This is a genomic window from Olivibacter jilunii (assembly GCF_900607235.1).
GTDB lineage: Bacteria > Bacteroidota > Bacteroidia > Sphingobacteriales > Sphingobacteriaceae > Olivibacter > Olivibacter oleidegradans.
The window spans coordinates 454,041-470,114 of record NZ_LR027848.1 but is presented as its reverse complement, the minus strand read 5'-3'; the positions used below and the strand labels follow the sequence as shown (position 1 = coordinate 470,114).

Below are 16,074 nucleotides of genomic sequence, written 5' to 3'. Positions count from 1 at the left end.
GTCAGGCAGTATAAAATGGCTTAAATGGGCGGTATCTCTTTCGTGATACCGCCTTTTTTATTATCTTGGGGCTTCTTAACTGTACTAAACCTAAAAATATGTTGGTAAAAACTTTTAGCAGCGCAGTTTATGGAATTAAGGCCACAACAATTACTATTGAGGTCAATATATCCTCGGGGACACAATACTTCATCGTCGGACTGCCCGATAGTGCTATAAAAGAAAGTACATTTCGAGTAGAGAGCGCTCTACACAGCGCCGGTCTCCGAATGCCGAGGCAGAAAATCGTTATCAATATGGCACCCGCTGATATTAAGAAGGAGGGATCAGCCTATGACTTAGCGATGGCTATAGGTATCTTGGCAGCTTCTGGCCAAATTAATGCACATAAGCTTGATAAATATCTTTTACTGGGCGAATTATCACTGGACGGTAGCCTACAAGCCATTAAGGGAGCCTTATCGATTGCTATCCAAGCGCAAAAGGAGGGATTCAAAGGTATCGTGTTACCGGCGATCAATGCCCGAGAAGCAGCTGTAGTCGGAGATCTGGAGGTCTATGGCCTGGAAAATATCAGTGAAGTGATTGCTTTTGCAAATGAAGAGAAGACCTTTGACCGAATATTCGTTGATACGAAAGCTGAGTTTTTAAATAACGCCAATAATTACGACACCGATTTTGCTGATGTACAAGGGCAAGAGAATATCAAACGCGCATTGGAAATTGCGGCAGCAGGCGGGCATAATGTTATCCTGATTGGCCCGCCCGGTGCCGGTAAAACGATGCTAGCCAAAAGATTACCGTCTATCCTGCCGCCGTTAAGTTTATCAGAGTCGTTGGAAACGACTAAAATACATTCAGTGGCCGGGAAGATAGCCGCTTCTAGCTCGCTCATGACGATAAGGCCCTTTCGTGCCCCACATCATACGGTTAGCGATGTGGCATTGGTTGGTGGTGGAGGGAACCCCCAACCGGGCGAAATTTCATTAGCACATAACGGTGTGTTGTTTCTGGACGAGCTCCCCGAGTTTAAGCGTTCTGTTTTAGAGGTGTTAAGGCAACCTCTTGAAGAAAGACAAATCACTATTTCCCGCGCTAAGTTTACCGTAGATTATCCCGCTAGTTTTATGCTAATCGCTTCCATGAATCCCTGTCCTTGCGGGTATTATAACCATCCGGATAAAGACTGCGTATGTTCACCTATGCATGTTCAACGCTACTTAAGTAAAGTGTCGGGCCCCCTACTTGATCGGATCGATCTACATGTAGAAGTTACACCGGTAAACTTTCAGGAATTAACAGCGAAACAACGTGCAGAATCGAGTAAAACAATAAGGAGTCGCGTAATACAAGCAAGGGAGATGCAAGAGCAGCGATTCAAGAGGGAAGACAAAATGCATAATAATGCCCAAATGAATACAAAGAAAGTACGTGAGCTCTGTAAAGTCAATGCCGCCGGGCAAACACTGTTAAAAAATGCGATGGAAAAATTGGGGCTTTCAGCTCGAGCTTACGATCGTATTTTGAAGGTCGCCAGAACCATCGCCGATCTTGATGGAAATCCGGAAATCGAAGTGCATCATTTAGCTGAAGCAATCCATTATAGAAGCTTAGACAGAGAAGCTTGGGCAGGGTAGTAATCGTTATTTGTTATTAGTTGCTGGTTATCCGTAATTAACTTCTTAAATAAGTGACTAGGTCCATTGAAACAGAAAAAGCCTTCCTGAATTTAAAGAAAGGCTTTTCTGAAGAATGATTATTGCCGATTGGGTTACTAACAACTAATAACCAGCAACCAACAACTAAAATAACTAAGCGCCTAATTGCACGCGTTTAAATGCAGTGACTGTTAATCCCTTGGAAACACTATCAAGGAATTGAGCAACACTTTTTGAGTTATCTTTAACAAACTCTTGATTCAATAAAGTTGAATCTTTGTAGAATTTGTTCAATTTACCTTGAGCAATTTTTTCCACCATATTTTCAGGTTTTCCCTCAGCACGGATTTGCTCTTTTGCAATTTCTAATTCACGTTCAATTGTACGAGCATCAACGCCATCTTTATCAATAGCAACGGGATTCATCGCAGCAATTTGCATAGCCACATCTTTACCTGCATCTTCTGCACCTGCCACGTCTGCGCTTAAGCCTACTAATACACCTAAACGATAGTTACCATGAATATAAGGAACGACTTTATCTGCAGTCACCACCTCATATTTAGAAACCTCAATTTTTTCTCCGATTTTACCTGTTTGGTCTATCAATAAATCGGCAATTTTTGCTCCATTGATACTTAATGCTTTCAAATCCTCCAAAGTAGCCGGAGCAGCTTCGATAGCGGCATCGGCAACGCTTTCAGCAAAAGCAATGAAATCAGCATTTTTTGCAACAAAGTCTGTTTCGCAGTTTACTTCAACAACTACGCCACGTTTGCCATCAGCAGTTGTTTTTGCAATAACAACACCTTCGTTAGAGTCGCGATCCTGGCGGCTAGCGGCCACTTTAGCTCCCTTTTTACGTAAGTAATCAACTGCGGCCTCAAAATCGCCGTTGGCTTCCACTAAGGCTTTTTTGCAATCCATCATACCAGCACCTGTTTGTTGGCGCAATTTATTTACGTCTGATGCAGAAATTTGTACTGTAGACATTTTATTTTCCTTTTTTAATATGCTTTATAAATAAGTTATGGGTTACGAGTTCCGCACGGTAAGCATAACTTCAGCAAGCTTACCGGAGGTGACCCCTAACCCATACTTGGATTTAATTATTCTCCGTCTTTTGCTTCCGTAGCTTCTGCTTTACGTTCACGTTTAGGAGCAACTTCAGCTGCCGGCTCTTCCCCACTATCAACTTTCGCCTTTGCTGCTGCAGCTTCTTTCTCTGCTTCCTCTTCTTTATCACGTTTACGTTCTTCCAATCCTTCTATAATCGCTTGCTTGATTACGTTTGTAATCAACGTAATTGATTTCGTAGCATCGTCATTCGCCGGGATGGGGAAATCGATGTTGGTAGGATCGGAGTTTGTATCTACCATTGCGAAGGTAGGAATGTTCAATTTTAGCGCTTCGCTAACTGCAATGTGCTCTTTCTTTACATCAATAATGAAAAGCGCAGCAGGCAAGCGGTTTAAATCGGCAATACCACCTAATAGGTTTTCCAATTTAATACGCTCACGTTGAATCATTAACTTCTCCTTCTTTGATAATACGTCGTAAGTACCATCTTTAGTCATCTTATCGATGTTAGACATCTTTTTGATAGACTTACGAACAGTAGCAAAGTTAGTAAGCATACCACCCAACCAACGCTCAGTAACATAAGGCATGTTTACTGCTTTTGCTTGTTCAGCAACGATATCTTTAGCTTGCTTTTTTGTAGCTACAAATAATACTTTACGTCCTGATTTTACGATTTGCTTAATAGCTGAAGCGGCTTCTTCAAGCTTTGCTAAAGTTTTGTTCAAATCGATAATGTGGATGCCATTGCGCTCCATGAAAATGTACTTAGCCATTTTCGGATCCCATTTACGGGTAAGGTGACCAAAGTGTACACCTGCATCCAGTAATTCCTGATATGTTGTTCTTGCCATTGTTTGATCCTCCTTAAATTAACGTTTACTAAATTGAAATCTTCTACGTGCTTTACGACGTCCCGGTTTCTTACGCTCAACCATCCGGTCATCGCGAGTCATCAATCCTTTGGCACGTAATGCAGATTTCACCTCTGGGTTAAGCTCTACCAATGCTTTAGCAATTGCTAAACGCACGGCCTCTGCCTGTCCTTTTACGCCTCCTCCAGCTACGTTAACTTTTACATCAAAATTACCGGCAACTCCGGCAACTTCTGTACTTTGAGTAACAATATATTGCAATGGCAATGTAGGGAAATACTCTTTGTAATCTTTACCATTTACGGTAATGTTGCCGCTACCAGCAGATAAATAAATACGGGCAACAGCGGTTTTTCTTCTTCCTGAAGTGTTTGTTGTTGACATTTCTTCTCTCTTTAGAATTTAACTGTTTTAGGATTTTGTGCCGCGTGAGGGTGCTCAGGACCTGCATACACAAATAAATTTCTGTACAAAGCGCGACCTAAACGATTTTTAGGAAGCATGCCACGTACCGCCTTCTCAATCACACGGGTAGGGTGCTTTGCCAATAATTCTTTGGGAGAAATGAAACGCTGACCACCTGGGTAACCAGTGTAAGAAACATATTGCTTTTCGCCTAATTTGTTTCCTGTCAACTTAATCTTGTCTGCATTAATAACAATGACGTTATCTCCGCAGTCTACGTGTGGGGTGTACGTAGGCTTGTGCTTACCTCTGATTACCTTGGCAATCTGAGATGACAAGCGCCCCAAAATCTCACCTTCAGCGTCAACAACGATCCATTCTTTGTTAACGGTGTTTTTGTTGGCTGAGACAGTTTTGTAACTTAACGTATTCACTTGCTTGATTTTGAATTAATTAAACAATATACTTTTTTCCTTATTTTAAAGGACTGCAAAGGTAGACAGAAAAATTCGTATTTTAAAAATATTATTAAAAAATATATTGATACTGAGTAAGTTTTCTCTTTTTACAACGACATACCGTCCGTGATTGCAATATGTTTTTTCAATCGTAAAAATCGTATTGATAAAAAAATGGACACTAAGCTGAGGCCAATAATTAAGCCTGTCCAGATACCTGGAGCTTTCATATCTAAATTAAAGGCCAGGAAGTAGCCTATGGGCAAACCCACTACCCAATATGCAATACCTACCAGGAAGGTCGGAATTTTCACATCTTTCGCTCCCCTCAATAGTCCAACGGAGATCGCCTGCGTGGCGTCGGATATTTGGAAAATAGCAGCAAAGATCAGTAAGTAGGAAGCTAATTTTACCACTTCTACATTATCATTAAAAAGCATTGGTAAAAAGTCGTTAAAGGATATGAAAATTACAAAACAGAGAACGCCGTAACAAAGCGCCGTCAGGATACTGCTCTTGCCAATAGTCAGAATATGGTTCCAATCGTTTCGACCGTAAGCATTGCTTACGCGGATCGAACCTCCTTGAGCCAATCCCATGGATACCATAAAGGTAAAAGCGGCACAGTTCATGGCTATCTGATGCGCTGCTTGTTCGACAGCGCCAATGGTACCAACCAATATAGCGGAAACAGCAAAAACCCCAACCTCCATACCGGCTTGTAAACTGCTGGGTATACCGATCCTCAGCAATTCTTTGATCGTATGCCAACTGAATTTCCAGTGTGTACGACCAGCGGCCATGTAACGTTTAAAAGTTTTATGTTTAAGGATTGTAAAGGTTAATGCTAAAAATATAAGCGTTCTGGTAATTAAGGTTCCCCATGCCGCTCCTACCAATTCTAGCCTTGGCAGCCCCCAATTTCCAAAAATCAGTAGCCAGTTAAGAAATGCATTGAGAGGCAAAGCAATAAGGGATAGCGTCATGGCTGTTCGTGTATATTCCAAGCCGTCGGTGAACTGTTTTAAGGTCATGAACAGCATCATGGGAATAATGGATATTCCGATAATTCTTAAAAAAGGGACGGCCATTTCGGCTACTTCCGGATCCTGCTTTAAGTGGAACAAGATATCTTTGCTGCATTCTAATCCGAGTGAAATGATGATGGCCGTAAATGAGCAAAGGATAAACCCATTGTATAAATAATGAGAGACCTTTTGGGCGTCATTTCGCCCGTGGGCCATGGCTACCATTTGAGAAACGGACATCGTCATGCCTATCCCTAAGACAAAAGGGATGTTCACGACACTCATTACCAATGCCGCAGCTGCAAGTTGCTTATAGCTAACAGAGCCGACCATGGCAGTATCGATAAGGCTTAATGCCATTTGTGCCAATTCACCTAAAATTATAGGGCCTGCAAGTTTCAAAGTCTTGCCCGCCTCATTACGAAGCAATCCTAATCCGTGCATATTGATAGAAAAAGAAAAAGCTTGTTGTAACAACAAGCGTATTATATGACCTCAGTTTTATTGTAAGATGACGTTTCTCCTATCCATTATCTTTATACTCGGGAGAAAAATAGGAGAAAAAAAAATCCCTGCATAAAATAAGCAGAGATTGAAAGCGGTCCGGACGGGACTCGAACCCGCGACCCCATGCGTGACAGGCATGTATTCTAACCAGCTGAACTACCGGACCTAAACATTAAATTTTATAAAGAACTTCAAAAGCCTATTGCTTTCTTCTCAGCGGTCCGGACGGGACTCGAACCCGCGACCCCATGCGTGACAGGCATGTATTCTAACCAGCTGAACTACCGGACCTACTTCCCCTCTTTTGAGGACTGCAAATATAGCGCGTTTTTTTAAAATTAAAATCTTTTTGTTAAAAAAATTATTCGAGACCGCCTTCTTTCATTTTTTCAGCATTTTCAGCAAATTGAAGCGCATCGATAATTTCCTGAATGTCACCATCCATAATAGCCGGAAGGTTATACATGGTCAAACCAATACGATGCTCGGTTACCCGCCCTTGGGGATAGTTATAGGTGCGTATTTTGGCCGAGCGATCGCCGGTAGATACCATCGTTTTCCGTTTGGCCGCAATATCCCCGTGTTTCTTTTGTACTTCCAGTTCGTATAATTTAGTCCGTAACATCTCCATCGCTAGCTCACGATTCGCTAGCTGCGAGCGCTCTACTTGACATACAACTACAATCCCCGAAGGTTTGTGCGTTAATTGCACCTTCGTTTCTACTTTATTAACGTTCTGACCACCGGCACCTCCCGAGCGGGATGTTTGCATTTCAATATCAGCAGGATTGATTTCCACATCCACCTCCTCTGCTTCGGGTAGTACTGCGACAGAAGCGGCTGAAGTATGTACTCGGCCTTGAGTCTCCGTATCCGGTACGCGCTGTACGCGGTGTACGCCTGATTCATATTTTAATTGGCCATAAACGTCTTCACCACTTACTTTTAAGATAACTTCTTTATATCCTCCTGCAGTACCTTCCGTAACATCCATTACTTCGACCCGCCACCCTTTCTGGTCAAAATACCTAGTATACATACGATATAAATCACCTGCGAATAAAGCAGCCTCGTCCCCACCGGTCCCCCCTCTGATCTCGAAAATGGCATTTTTGGCATCCTCCGGATCTTTGGGAATCATCATAAGTCTTACTTTTTCTTCTTTTTCTTCTTTCTGAACAAGTAAGGCATCTAAATCTTCTTTGGCCATCTCCCTCAGTTCCTGATCCTTCTCATTGGCTAGTATATCCTTATTGGTTTCTATATTGCTGATGATATTTTTGTAGATATAATATTCATCAACGATTTTACCTAAGTCTTTATATTCTTTGTTAAGCTTTGCAAAACGCTTCATGTCGTTTACCGTATCCGGATTGCTCAATTCACGTTCTACTTCTTCCCAACGTAATTTTATCGCTTCTAACTTCTCTAACATACTAGTATGATTTGCTTTTTCACCCCGTTGGGCAAAAAGTTTACAAACTTAGATAAAATGCTTTTCATATGCAATTGCGATAGTTAGCCAAAAAAACTTACTTTTGGGTAATTATAAACTTAAAAGCCTTATTATGCAAGCGATTGAACGCAACAAACTTTTTGTAGCAAGCTGTTTAGCTTTGCTGGTAACCTCTCTTTCTTTTGGTATAAGGGCAGGTATCATGAATCAGCTAGTTATCGATTTTCATTTGAGCACAGCGGAACTAGGTGTCATTACGGCGTCTGCATTTTGGGGTTTCCCCCTGGCGATTATTATCGGCGGTTTTGTGGTGGATGCTATCGGAATGAAAAAGCTACTAGTGGTAGCCTTTATACTGCATTTGTCAGGAATATTATTAACGGTATTTGCAGCCGGTTATTGGACACTGTTTATTTCAACACTACTGATAGGTATTGCTAATGGTACGGTTGAAGCGGCATGTAATCCCTTGGTTGCTTCACTGTATACTGATAATAAAACAGTTAAATTGAACCATTTTCACTTGTGGTTCCCTGGTGGGATCGTTATTGGTACCCTCATCGTTTTATTGTTGAATACGCTGGAAATTGGCTGGCAGTGGCAGGTGGCGATTATGATCATTCCTACCCTAGTCTATGGTTATCTGTTTTCCTCTTTAAAATTTCCGGTTACAGAGCGTGTGGCTTCCGGATATTCTACAACCGATATGTACAAAGCGGTACTATCTCCTCTATTTATCGTTATGTTGATCTGTATGTTTGGTACGGCAGTAACTGAGTTGTTTACCGGGCAATGGATAGACGTGCTGTTGAAAAATTTAACAAATAATGCCATCCTCATATTAACACTTACTACCGGTGTAATGGTAGTGGGGAGAGGTTTGGCAGGACCTATCGTACATCGCTTGTCGCCACAGGGTGTGTTGCTTTTATCAGCAATGGTTTCGGCAATAGGCCTATACCTTCTCAGTACCTTAACCGGTAATGCTATATTTTTTGCGGCTATTGTTTTTGGTATAGGGGTTTGTTATTTCTGGCCAACGATGATCGGCTTCGTCGCAGAACATATTCCTCAATCCGGCGCATTAGGATTAAATCTAATGGGAGGCGCCGGAATGTTCGCCGTATCTATTTATAGTATTTTTATGGGGAACTTTTACGATGGGTTGGTACTAAATTACCTTCCTGCCGGTGCTGATCTTGCTACCTATTTGAGTGCAGCGGAAGGGACATCGATGAATCAGGCACTCAATCAGGCTAAAAGTTTAGCAGGACCGGAGGTAATTAGAATTACACTCGTTATCCCCATTGTATTGACCATTATTTTTGCCGGATTGGTTTTATATCTGCGGTCGAGAAAAAAGATAAAAACACCACCCGCCTTGCAAGCGGATATATAGCGAATAATGTGTTAACGTATGAAAATGATAAGGAGGCGTCACTATCTGCTAATAGGCTGGTAGTGGCGCCGGATATTCGGTTAAGGCCGTAACCATGTAAAGCTATCGTGTTACCTATCACCCTTCAAATGTTTTTAGTTCCAAATTATGCCCATCAAAAACAGCATATGTGTTGTAGTTTACCCATTCGCCAAGGTTAATGTATCGACTGTTGTTCCCCAGATCGATGTCTAAGGGTAGATGCCGGTGACCAAAAACCAAATAATCGAAATGTTCTTTTTGTAATACTTCTTTGGAATATACAATCAGCCATTCTTGTTCAGCTTCCTTGCGCCATTCTTTCTTATTATTGGCGATTCGACTGTTTTGCGACCACCGCAGCGCGATACCAATTCCTAGATTGGGGTGAATGCGGGCAAAGAGCCATTGGCAAAATTTACTTCTAAAGAATTTTTTAAGAAACTTGTATTTAGCGTCCCCTGGGCCCAGGCCATCTCCATGATGCAGATAAAAACGCTTTCCTTGCCGTTCAATAACCAATTCGTCTGCTATAATTTTAGCCCCAAGCTCCTTTTGAAGATAACTGAACATCCACATGTCGTGATTGCCCTTGAAGAACGTGATCTTGATTCCGCTGTCTGCTAATTCTGCGAGCTTGCCTAAAAAGCGAACAAATCCTTTCGGTACGGCTGTTGCATATTCGAACCAAAAATCAAAAATATCTCCCAAAAGGTAAAGCTCGGCGGCATCATGTTTAATGGATTCAAGCCAGCGAACCAGTCGGGCCTCCCGTTCACGGCTTTTCTCATAGGTTGGCACGCCTAGGTGAAAATCGGAGGCGAAATATATCTTTTTGTTTTCTACCATCGACGCGAAGGTAACCAAAAGCAAGCTTATTTAAAAAGCTTGCTTTTGGGATATGGCTTCTGCTTATCTGTATAATAGACTAAGATTATAGGAAGGCTTCCCTTAATCAAGTTTTTGGCAAGTGAGATGAAACTAAAAATTATCAAGCCAAAGCGAGAAAGAAATAAAACCTTCGTTTTACAGTGAGCTGTTATTCGGAAATCAGTACCGCTGTTTGTTTCACGTTCCAACCTGCGTTTGTCAAAACAACTTGTTTGCCTCGAGTTAGCGCAGGATCAACACTTATCATGACCGTCTTTTTTTCACCGGGGACTACCGATAAATAATTGTCACTATAAAAAGTTGGCAAGATCCGTTGATGTGTAAGATTGTCGACCAAAGCAAGCCGGTTGAAAAAGGCAATATTATCGTGTTCATTATTGGCCAGTGTGACCGCATATTCTCCAGGTGTGATTTGTTTGACTTTAATATCGAGCTTACAGTTGGCCATATCTGTTAAACCGCTATAATAACCTTTCGCATCAGGCAACCAATAGAAATTGTCGCTTAATAGGTGTTGCCCTGCATCCATTAACTGTAGACGCAAAAAAGCCCCTTTGTCTTTTGCCAATTCGTCGATTTGCTTTTTGATGGACATGATTTTTTTAACAGACGAAGGTTCCATAAATGCAAATACCTTTGTTATTGGATAAGCTTTCCCTTGCATGTCGTATGCATGAATAACAAGCATTATATTGTTACGTTTTTCAAAATGGTTATTGACAATGGAAACAAAACCGTCTACTGGATTATACATAGCATGTAATGGTTCGCTGCCACTCCTTAAGCCATAAAGACCAGCATTTGGATCGAGGTAATAGTCGTACATTTGACCGCGCAAGGAAGTCCAGGGGTTCTGCGTCTTCCAGATGATTGTACCCGTATACCAATCCCACATATGGGCACTGAAGCCCTCCATCAGGCCCCTGTATTGATTATAATTGACTAGTTGCGCCTTGTTTGCGAAATCTTCCAAATTGTTTGTTTTTCCATAAGGCGCTATATGTTCACCATAGCCAATATAGGTGTGATATTGCCAAACCGAGTCTACGGTTTCCTGTACTCGACCCTCGGCGTTAAAGCCCGTGAATAAGGGTGCAATTTGATTTTCTTCCGGTAAAAATCGCTTCAATGATTCCAGGTCGCCCACACCAACGGAGCCAACTTCCGAATTAAAGGGCCAGGTTTTATCAGCCCAAAATGTTTTGATGTCCTGTATTCCGTATGGGCCATCGCCGTTCCCACCAATGTCGTTTTGCGACATAGCATCTGAATTGGAATAATCAACAAACCATCTGGTGCCATCCAATTTCGGCAAGATGGAATCCCGGAGTGGAACTAAAATATCATCAGGAGGTGTGATTTCGTTACCACCGCAATAAAATGCTAAAGAGGGATGGTTTCGAATCATTTTGATCATATCGGCAGCAGATTCAAGAAATAATTGATGGTCATCCGGGTATTGTCGCCTTGTCCATTGATCGTCTTTCTTCAATGGATCTTCCCATCGTCCGTTACAATCGCCGGACATCCAAAAATCCTGAAAGACAAGTAGCCCATAACGATCGCAAGCTTCGTAAAATTCCGGTCGCTCCACCAACGCACCACCCCAAATTCGAATAAGATTTAGATTCATATCCCGGTGAAAGCGAATTTCGGCGTCATAACGTTCTTTTGAGAAGCGAAGCATCGCATCTGAAATGATCCAATTGCCACCTTTGATGAATATTTTTTGACCGTTAACCGCTACCTCCCGGCTACGTGTATGTGGATTCCAGTAGGTTTGAATCTCCCGGATACCTATTTTCAGATCTTTTTTATCACTAGTGGTTTTGGCTGCATTGGGTACAAAACTTAGCTCCATGGGATACAAATAGGGTTGTCCATAATTCGATGGCCACCATAACTTTGGGTTCTTTAAGATTAAATCCGGGAGTTTTATTTCCTTTTCTTCCTGAGGACGAAGAGTAACACTTTGCTTAACTAATTGTCCATCTAAGCGATACTGCAGCGCGCCACTTATAGGTCTATTGGCCGCGTTGCGCAAAGTTGTGGAAACTTTAATAATGGCAGGTTGCTGGATGCCACTGGTTTCCCTTTTTCCGGGAACTTCCGTAATGATATGGGGATCGATAATGGAAATAGCACCCGTTTTTTCAATCGTTACTTTATCCCATATGCCGGTATTTCTATCCCGTATAGGTTTAATCCAATCCCAACCAGCAGTGTATTGTAACCCAACATTTTTGGCGATGGTGCCATCTCCGCCTTGTCCGCCATTTGGATTGCCTACAACGTCAGGTGGGTACACAATGACGGCTAACCTGTTTTTGCCATTTGAAGCAAGGAGCTTTGTAATATTGAATCGCTTGCGGATATACATCCCTTTGAAGGGTTTAGTATTCACTTTTTTACCGTTGAGAAAGATTTCACAACTATAGTTGATTCCTCTAAAATGCAACCATACCTGTTTATCGCCGGTTGGAATGCCTTCTTCAAAATCATTCACGAACCAATAGGTGTAATAATCCCTGCCAACTGTATAAATATCCGGGATCTTGTTGTTATTCATGCCAAAAAAAGGATCCGGAATCTCCTGATTGTTCAGCATACCGGTCAATACTGTTCCCGGTACAGTGGCCGGCTTCCAGCCTTGAATGACTGAAGAAGGATCAGAAAGTTTCTCACCCGACAAGGATACTTCTTTGTAGTTCCTGAATATCCAACCTTTGTTCAATTCGTATGATTGTGCAAAGGAAAATAAGGAGAAAAGCGTGAGAAGAGTTAGTAAATAAATCGTTTTAGTCGACGGTATAGCGGTATTCATTTGTAAGTTTTATTAAAACAGTTTGGCGGAAGCTTTTTCCTTGGCAAACCTAAGGATTTATTGTAAAAATAAGGAAAGGAATCGATTCCGTATTCAAAAGAGGCTTTTTTATTTGTAATATTGAACAAATAATTCACAATGTAAATTTTATTTATTCAACATGGTAAAAACGTACTCAGGATTGTTGCTGCTAGCATCTTTTTTGATGGCATGCAACAATAATCAAAAAACCATCGAACCAGCTACAGCTATGAAATTAAAGCCTTATCCAAAAACAAAAAAGATTGATCTTGTTGACGATCATTTTGGCACGAAAGTTCCTGATCCATACCGTTGGTTGGAGAACGATACAGCGGTGGATACCAAAGAATGGGTGTTAGCCCAAAACGAAGTGACAAATGACTACCTTTCTCAGATTCCCTTCCGAGACGCCATCAAGCAACGTTTGGAGAAATTGTGGAATTACGAGAAAATATCGGCTCCCTTCAAAGAAGGCAATTATACATACTACTTTAAGAATGACGGACTCCAAAATCAATCGGTTATATACCGAGAAGAAAAAGAGGGTAAGAGTGAGGTGTTTTTGGATCCCAATAAATTTTCGGCCGACGGAACCACATCTTTGGCAGATATCAATTTCAGTAAAGATGGAAGTTTAGTAGCCTATCAGGTTTCAGAAGGCGGTTCCGACTGGCGCAAAGTAATTGTTTGGAAAGCAGAAGATAAATCAGTCGTAGGTGATACATTGATCGATGTTAAATTTTCAGGCTTGGCTTGGAAAGGCAATGAAGGATTCTATTACAGTAGCTATGACAAACCGAAAGAGGGGAGCGCGCTGTCGGGTTTGACACAATATCATAAATTGTATTTCCATAAACTAGGCACTCCCCAAAGTTCAGATGAACTGATTTTTGGTGGCGAAAGTACGCCGAGGCGATATATCGGGGCTTATTTAACTGAGGATGAAAGGTTTTTGGTTATCACGGCAGCAAATACCACAAGTGGCAATGAATTGTATATCCAGGATCTAAGCAAGCCGGATTCTAAAATCGTTCAGGTAGTAGATAATTTTGACAAAGAACACAGCATAATCGATAACGAAGGAGACTCGCTATTTATCTTAACAAACTTGGGGGCACCAAACTATAAAGTGGTAACAGTTGATATTAACGATCCAAAACCCGCCAACTGGAAAGATTTGATCTCGGAAACCGAAAATGTGCTGAACATAAAGAAAGGCGGCGGCAAATTGTTCGCCATTTACTTAAAAGATGCTACGTCTTTAGTAAAACAATTTGATAGGCGTGGCAAAGAAGAGCGAATCGTAGAATTACCTGGACTTGGTACGGCCAATGGCTTTGAGGCAAAACAGACCGAAAAGGAGCTTTACTATTCATTTACATCGTATGTATATCCACCCACCATTTTCAAATATGATATAGCTTCCGGTAAGTCGACAATATACAAAAAGCCCGATGTGTTGTTCAACCCTGAGGATTACGAATCCAAACAGGTGTTTTATGCCTCTAAAGATGGCACGAAGGTTCCGATGATTATAACCTATAAAAAAGGGATCGTACTTGATGGTAGCAATCCAACGATGTTATATGGATATGGCGGCTTCAATATCAGTCTAACGCCTTCCTTTAGTGTATCAACAGTTTTATTGTTGGAACAAGGAGGTGTTTATGCAGTAGCCAATTTGCGTGGCGGCGGCGAATATGGAGAAAAATGGCACTTAGCAGGAACTAAATTGAAGAAACAGAACGTGTTTGATGACTTTATAGCCGCCGCCGAATACCTCATTAAAGAAAACTATACATCAAAAGAGCGTCTGGCAATTTCCGGTGGATCCAATGGTGGTTTACTTGTCGGCGCCGCTATGACGCAACGACCGGATTTATATAAAGTCGCCTTCCCTGCGGTGGGTGTTCTGGATATGTTACGTTATCACAAATTTACGGCCGGCGCTGGTTGGGCCTACGATTACGGAACCGCGGATGATAATAAAGAAATGTTTGATTATTTGTATAAATATTCGCCCTATCATGCATTAAAAGAAGGGATTGAATACCCGGCAACGATGGTAACAACAGCCGATCATGACGACCGAGTTGTGCCTGCTCATAGTTTCAAATTTGCGGCGCGCTTGCAGGAATACAATAAGGGAACCAATCCGGTATTGATTCGAATCGAAACGAAGGCCGGACACGGTGCAGGTAAACCAACAGCTATGATTATTCAGGAACAAGCCGATAAATGGGCTTTTATGTTTCAGAATATGGGGGTTGGGTATAGCGAATAAATGTGAAATATAGAACTAATAAAAGAGGGGAGCTAAAAATTCGTTTTTAGCTCCCCTCTTTTGTTTATCAATACACGGGTTTTACTGTGTACCCTCTTTTTCTCAAAAGATTAATAACACCTTTATCCCCAGCCAAATGACCAGCCCCAAAAGCAAAGAAGGTGGCTTGAGATTTTGCACTTTCTTCTATAATGGAAATCCAATTGGCGTTTCTATTGTACAGCATTAGGTCTAAATAATCCTGCATGAGCGGATCAGTTATCGTTCGACTGTGCAAGGTGTGGATATCCTGGCTTTTATAAAGGTTGATAAGCTCGTTTATTTCCGTAGCCGTGCTGTCCAAATTAAATACCATTTCTTTTAGTTGTTCTGCTTGAACTTTATAAGGAATCGTATCAAAAAGCGCAGCCTGGCTCTCTACCGTTTCTAAGCCGGCGATATTCATACCTTTGGCTTTTGCTAAATCCACCAATTGCAATTCCCAGCTAGCGGGCTGACATTGTAATGCACCCATTAAAACAATGGAATATAGGCCAAAGGGCTTCATGTTATTTAGCGTTTCCAGACGAATATGCGCTATTTTTTCCAGGCTGTCACTTACCTGGCGATAGGTTAGGCTATCATATAAATCATGGTATGTCTTGCCTCGCATGCGCATATTTTCCATCATTTTCATACCGATCTGAGGATCCGAAAAATCCAGCTCAAGGTATAATTGTTGACTTGCTTCGAGCTTTTGCTTGAGGGCCTCTGTAAAAATTAAATCATCCGGACATAAAAGATGGAAAGTGCCAAACAGGTAAGAGGGGGTCGAAAGGCCATTTCCCGTGAATTCCCAAAGCGTCGTCCGATCTGTTGATGTTTGTGCTTTCGATGTAATAACGAAAGAAAACCATAGGAGCCCGATTAATAGAACAAATCGTTTCATAACATTTTATTCTTGATGCATTCTATTCATCTTCCTTCAAATTTTCATTGTCCAGATCCTCCAAAATCTTATTGACGTCTGCTTCGGTTTCAGTTAGTTTACTTTTGCAGATTTTGATTAACAATGCCGCACGCTTCACTTTGTTTGAAAGCTCGTCTACCGTAATTTCTCCATCTTCGATTTCTTCCACGATTGTCTGAAGTTCTTCAAATGCTGATGTATAGCTTAATTGCTTATCCATT

At 41.5% G+C, this 16,074-nt stretch carries 13 protein-coding genes and 2 tRNA genes; 3 read left to right on the top strand and 12 right to left on the bottom strand.

What is annotated here, in order from left to right; genetic code table 11:
* Positions 1–98 precede the first annotated feature (98 nt).
* On the top strand, positions 99–1,637 hold the full coding sequence (locus E0E36_RS02045; RefSeq protein WP_130854550.1) for a YifB family Mg chelatase-like AAA ATPase: 1,539 nt from the start codon (positions 99–101) through the stop codon (positions 1,635–1,637).
* Between the two features lie 174 nt (positions 1,638–1,811).
* Here E0E36_RS02045 and tsf read toward each other — a convergent pair whose 3' ends face one another.
* From tsf to prfA, 8 genes are all read right to left on the bottom strand, one after another.
* Positions 1,812–2,651 carry a translation elongation factor Ts gene (tsf, locus tag E0E36_RS02040; RefSeq protein WP_013664734.1) on the bottom strand — a complete coding sequence of 280 codons (840 nt, stop codon included), beginning with the start codon at positions 2,649–2,651 and terminating at the stop codon, positions 1,812–1,814.
* Positions 2,652–2,767: 116 nt separating this feature from the next.
* Positions 2,768–3,592 carry a 30S ribosomal protein S2 gene (gene rpsB / locus E0E36_RS02035; RefSeq protein ID WP_013664735.1) on the bottom strand — a complete coding sequence of 275 codons (825 nt, stop codon included), beginning with the start codon at positions 3,590–3,592 and terminating at the stop codon, positions 2,768–2,770.
* A gap of 18 nt (positions 3,593–3,610) precedes the next feature.
* Positions 3,611–3,997: a 30S ribosomal protein S9 gene (gene rpsI / locus E0E36_RS02030; protein WP_013664736.1), complete on the bottom strand. Its 387-nt coding sequence runs from the start codon at positions 3,995–3,997 to the stop codon at positions 3,611–3,613.
* Between the two features lie 11 nt (positions 3,998–4,008).
* On the bottom strand, positions 4,009–4,452 hold the full coding sequence (gene rplM, locus E0E36_RS02025; protein WP_013664737.1) for a 50S ribosomal protein L13: 444 nt from the start codon (positions 4,450–4,452) through the stop codon (positions 4,009–4,011).
* Between the two features lie 131 nt (positions 4,453–4,583).
* Positions 4,584–5,948, bottom strand: coding sequence for an MATE family efflux transporter (locus E0E36_RS02020; RefSeq protein WP_130854549.1), 1,365 nt, complete (start codon positions 5,946–5,948; stop codon positions 4,584–4,586).
* Between the two features lie 155 nt (positions 5,949–6,103).
* Positions 6,104–6,177, bottom strand: a tRNA-Asp gene (locus E0E36_RS02015).
* Positions 6,178–6,228: 51 nt separating this feature from the next.
* Positions 6,229–6,302: transfer RNA gene (locus E0E36_RS02010), tRNA-Asp, on the bottom strand.
* Positions 6,303–6,372: 70 nt separating this feature from the next.
* Positions 6,373–7,446, bottom strand: a complete 1,074-nt coding sequence (gene prfA / locus E0E36_RS02005; protein WP_013664739.1) for a peptide chain release factor 1 — start codon at positions 7,444–7,446, stop codon at positions 6,373–6,375.
* 133 nt (positions 7,447–7,579) lie between these two features.
* Here prfA and E0E36_RS02000 point away from each other — a divergent pair, with 133 nt between their 5' ends.
* Positions 7,580–8,866, top strand: coding sequence for an MFS transporter (locus E0E36_RS02000; protein ID WP_130854548.1), 1,287 nt, complete (start codon positions 7,580–7,582; stop codon positions 8,864–8,866).
* A 117-nt stretch (positions 8,867–8,983) separates the two neighbouring features.
* Here E0E36_RS02000 and E0E36_RS01995 read toward each other — a convergent pair whose 3' ends face one another.
* Positions 8,984–9,733 (bottom strand): UDP-2,3-diacylglucosamine diphosphatase, encoded by a 750-nt coding sequence (locus E0E36_RS01995; RefSeq protein ID WP_130854547.1) that lies wholly within the window; start codon positions 9,731–9,733, stop codon positions 8,984–8,986.
* A gap of 190 nt (positions 9,734–9,923) precedes the next feature.
* Positions 9,924–12,599 carry a glycoside hydrolase family 2 protein gene (locus E0E36_RS01990; RefSeq protein WP_130854546.1) on the bottom strand — a complete coding sequence of 892 codons (2,676 nt, stop codon included), beginning with the start codon at positions 12,597–12,599 and terminating at the stop codon, positions 9,924–9,926.
* 160 nt (positions 12,600–12,759) lie between these two features.
* Here E0E36_RS01990 and E0E36_RS01985 point away from each other — a divergent pair, with 160 nt between their 5' ends.
* Complete coding sequence (locus E0E36_RS01985; RefSeq protein ID WP_130854545.1) at positions 12,760–14,904, top strand: prolyl oligopeptidase family serine peptidase; 2,145 nt, start codon at positions 12,760–12,762, stop codon at positions 14,902–14,904.
* A gap of 67 nt (positions 14,905–14,971) precedes the next feature.
* Here E0E36_RS01985 and E0E36_RS01980 read toward each other — a convergent pair whose 3' ends face one another.
* Both E0E36_RS01980 and xseB read right to left on the bottom strand, forming a co-directional pair.
* Complete coding sequence (locus E0E36_RS01980) at positions 14,972–15,832, bottom strand: TraB/GumN family protein (protein ID WP_130854544.1); 861 nt, start codon at positions 15,830–15,832, stop codon at positions 14,972–14,974.
* Between the two features lie 22 nt (positions 15,833–15,854).
* Complete coding sequence (xseB, locus tag E0E36_RS01975) at positions 15,855–16,073, bottom strand: exodeoxyribonuclease VII small subunit (protein ID WP_013664745.1); 219 nt, start codon at positions 16,071–16,073, stop codon at positions 15,855–15,857.
* Position 16,074: the final 1 nt, after the last annotated feature.

What these genes read in the sequence shown, in the direction of transcription:
- E0E36_RS02045 (WP_130854550.1), top strand. Translation starts at nt 99, where the DNA reads ATGTTGGTAAAAACTTTTAGCAGCGCAGTTTATGGAATTAAGGCCACA.
- tsf (WP_013664734.1), bottom strand. Translation starts at nt 2,651, where the DNA reads ATGTCTACAGTACAAATTTCTGCATCAGACGTAAATAAATTGCGCCAA.
- rpsB (WP_013664735.1), bottom strand. Translation starts at nt 3,592, where the DNA reads ATGGCAAGAACAACATATCAGGAATTACTGGATGCAGGTGTACACTTT.
- rpsI (WP_013664736.1), bottom strand. Translation starts at nt 3,997, where the DNA reads ATGTCAACAACAAACACTTCAGGAAGAAGAAAAACCGCTGTTGCCCGT.
- E0E36_RS02020 (WP_130854549.1), bottom strand. Translation starts at nt 5,948, where the DNA reads ATGCACGGATTAGGATTGCTTCGTAATGAGGCGGGCAAGACTTTGAAA.
- prfA (WP_013664739.1), bottom strand. Translation starts at nt 7,446, where the DNA reads ATGTTAGAGAAGTTAGAAGCGATAAAATTACGTTGGGAAGAAGTAGAA.
- E0E36_RS02000 (WP_130854548.1), top strand. Translation starts at nt 7,580, where the DNA reads ATGCAAGCGATTGAACGCAACAAACTTTTTGTAGCAAGCTGTTTAGCT.
- E0E36_RS01995 (WP_130854547.1), bottom strand. Translation starts at nt 9,733, where the DNA reads ATGGTAGAAAACAAAAAGATATATTTCGCCTCCGATTTTCACCTAGGC.
- E0E36_RS01990 (WP_130854546.1), bottom strand. Translation starts at nt 12,599, where the DNA reads ATGAATACCGCTATACCGTCGACTAAAACGATTTATTTACTAACTCTT.
- E0E36_RS01985 (WP_130854545.1), top strand. Translation starts at nt 12,760, where the DNA reads ATGGTAAAAACGTACTCAGGATTGTTGCTGCTAGCATCTTTTTTGATG.
- E0E36_RS01980 (WP_130854544.1), bottom strand. Translation starts at nt 15,832, where the DNA reads ATGAAACGATTTGTTCTATTAATCGGGCTCCTATGGTTTTCTTTCGTT.
- xseB (WP_013664745.1), bottom strand. Translation starts at nt 16,073, where the DNA reads ATGGATAAGCAATTAAGCTATACATCAGCATTTGAAGAACTTCAGACA.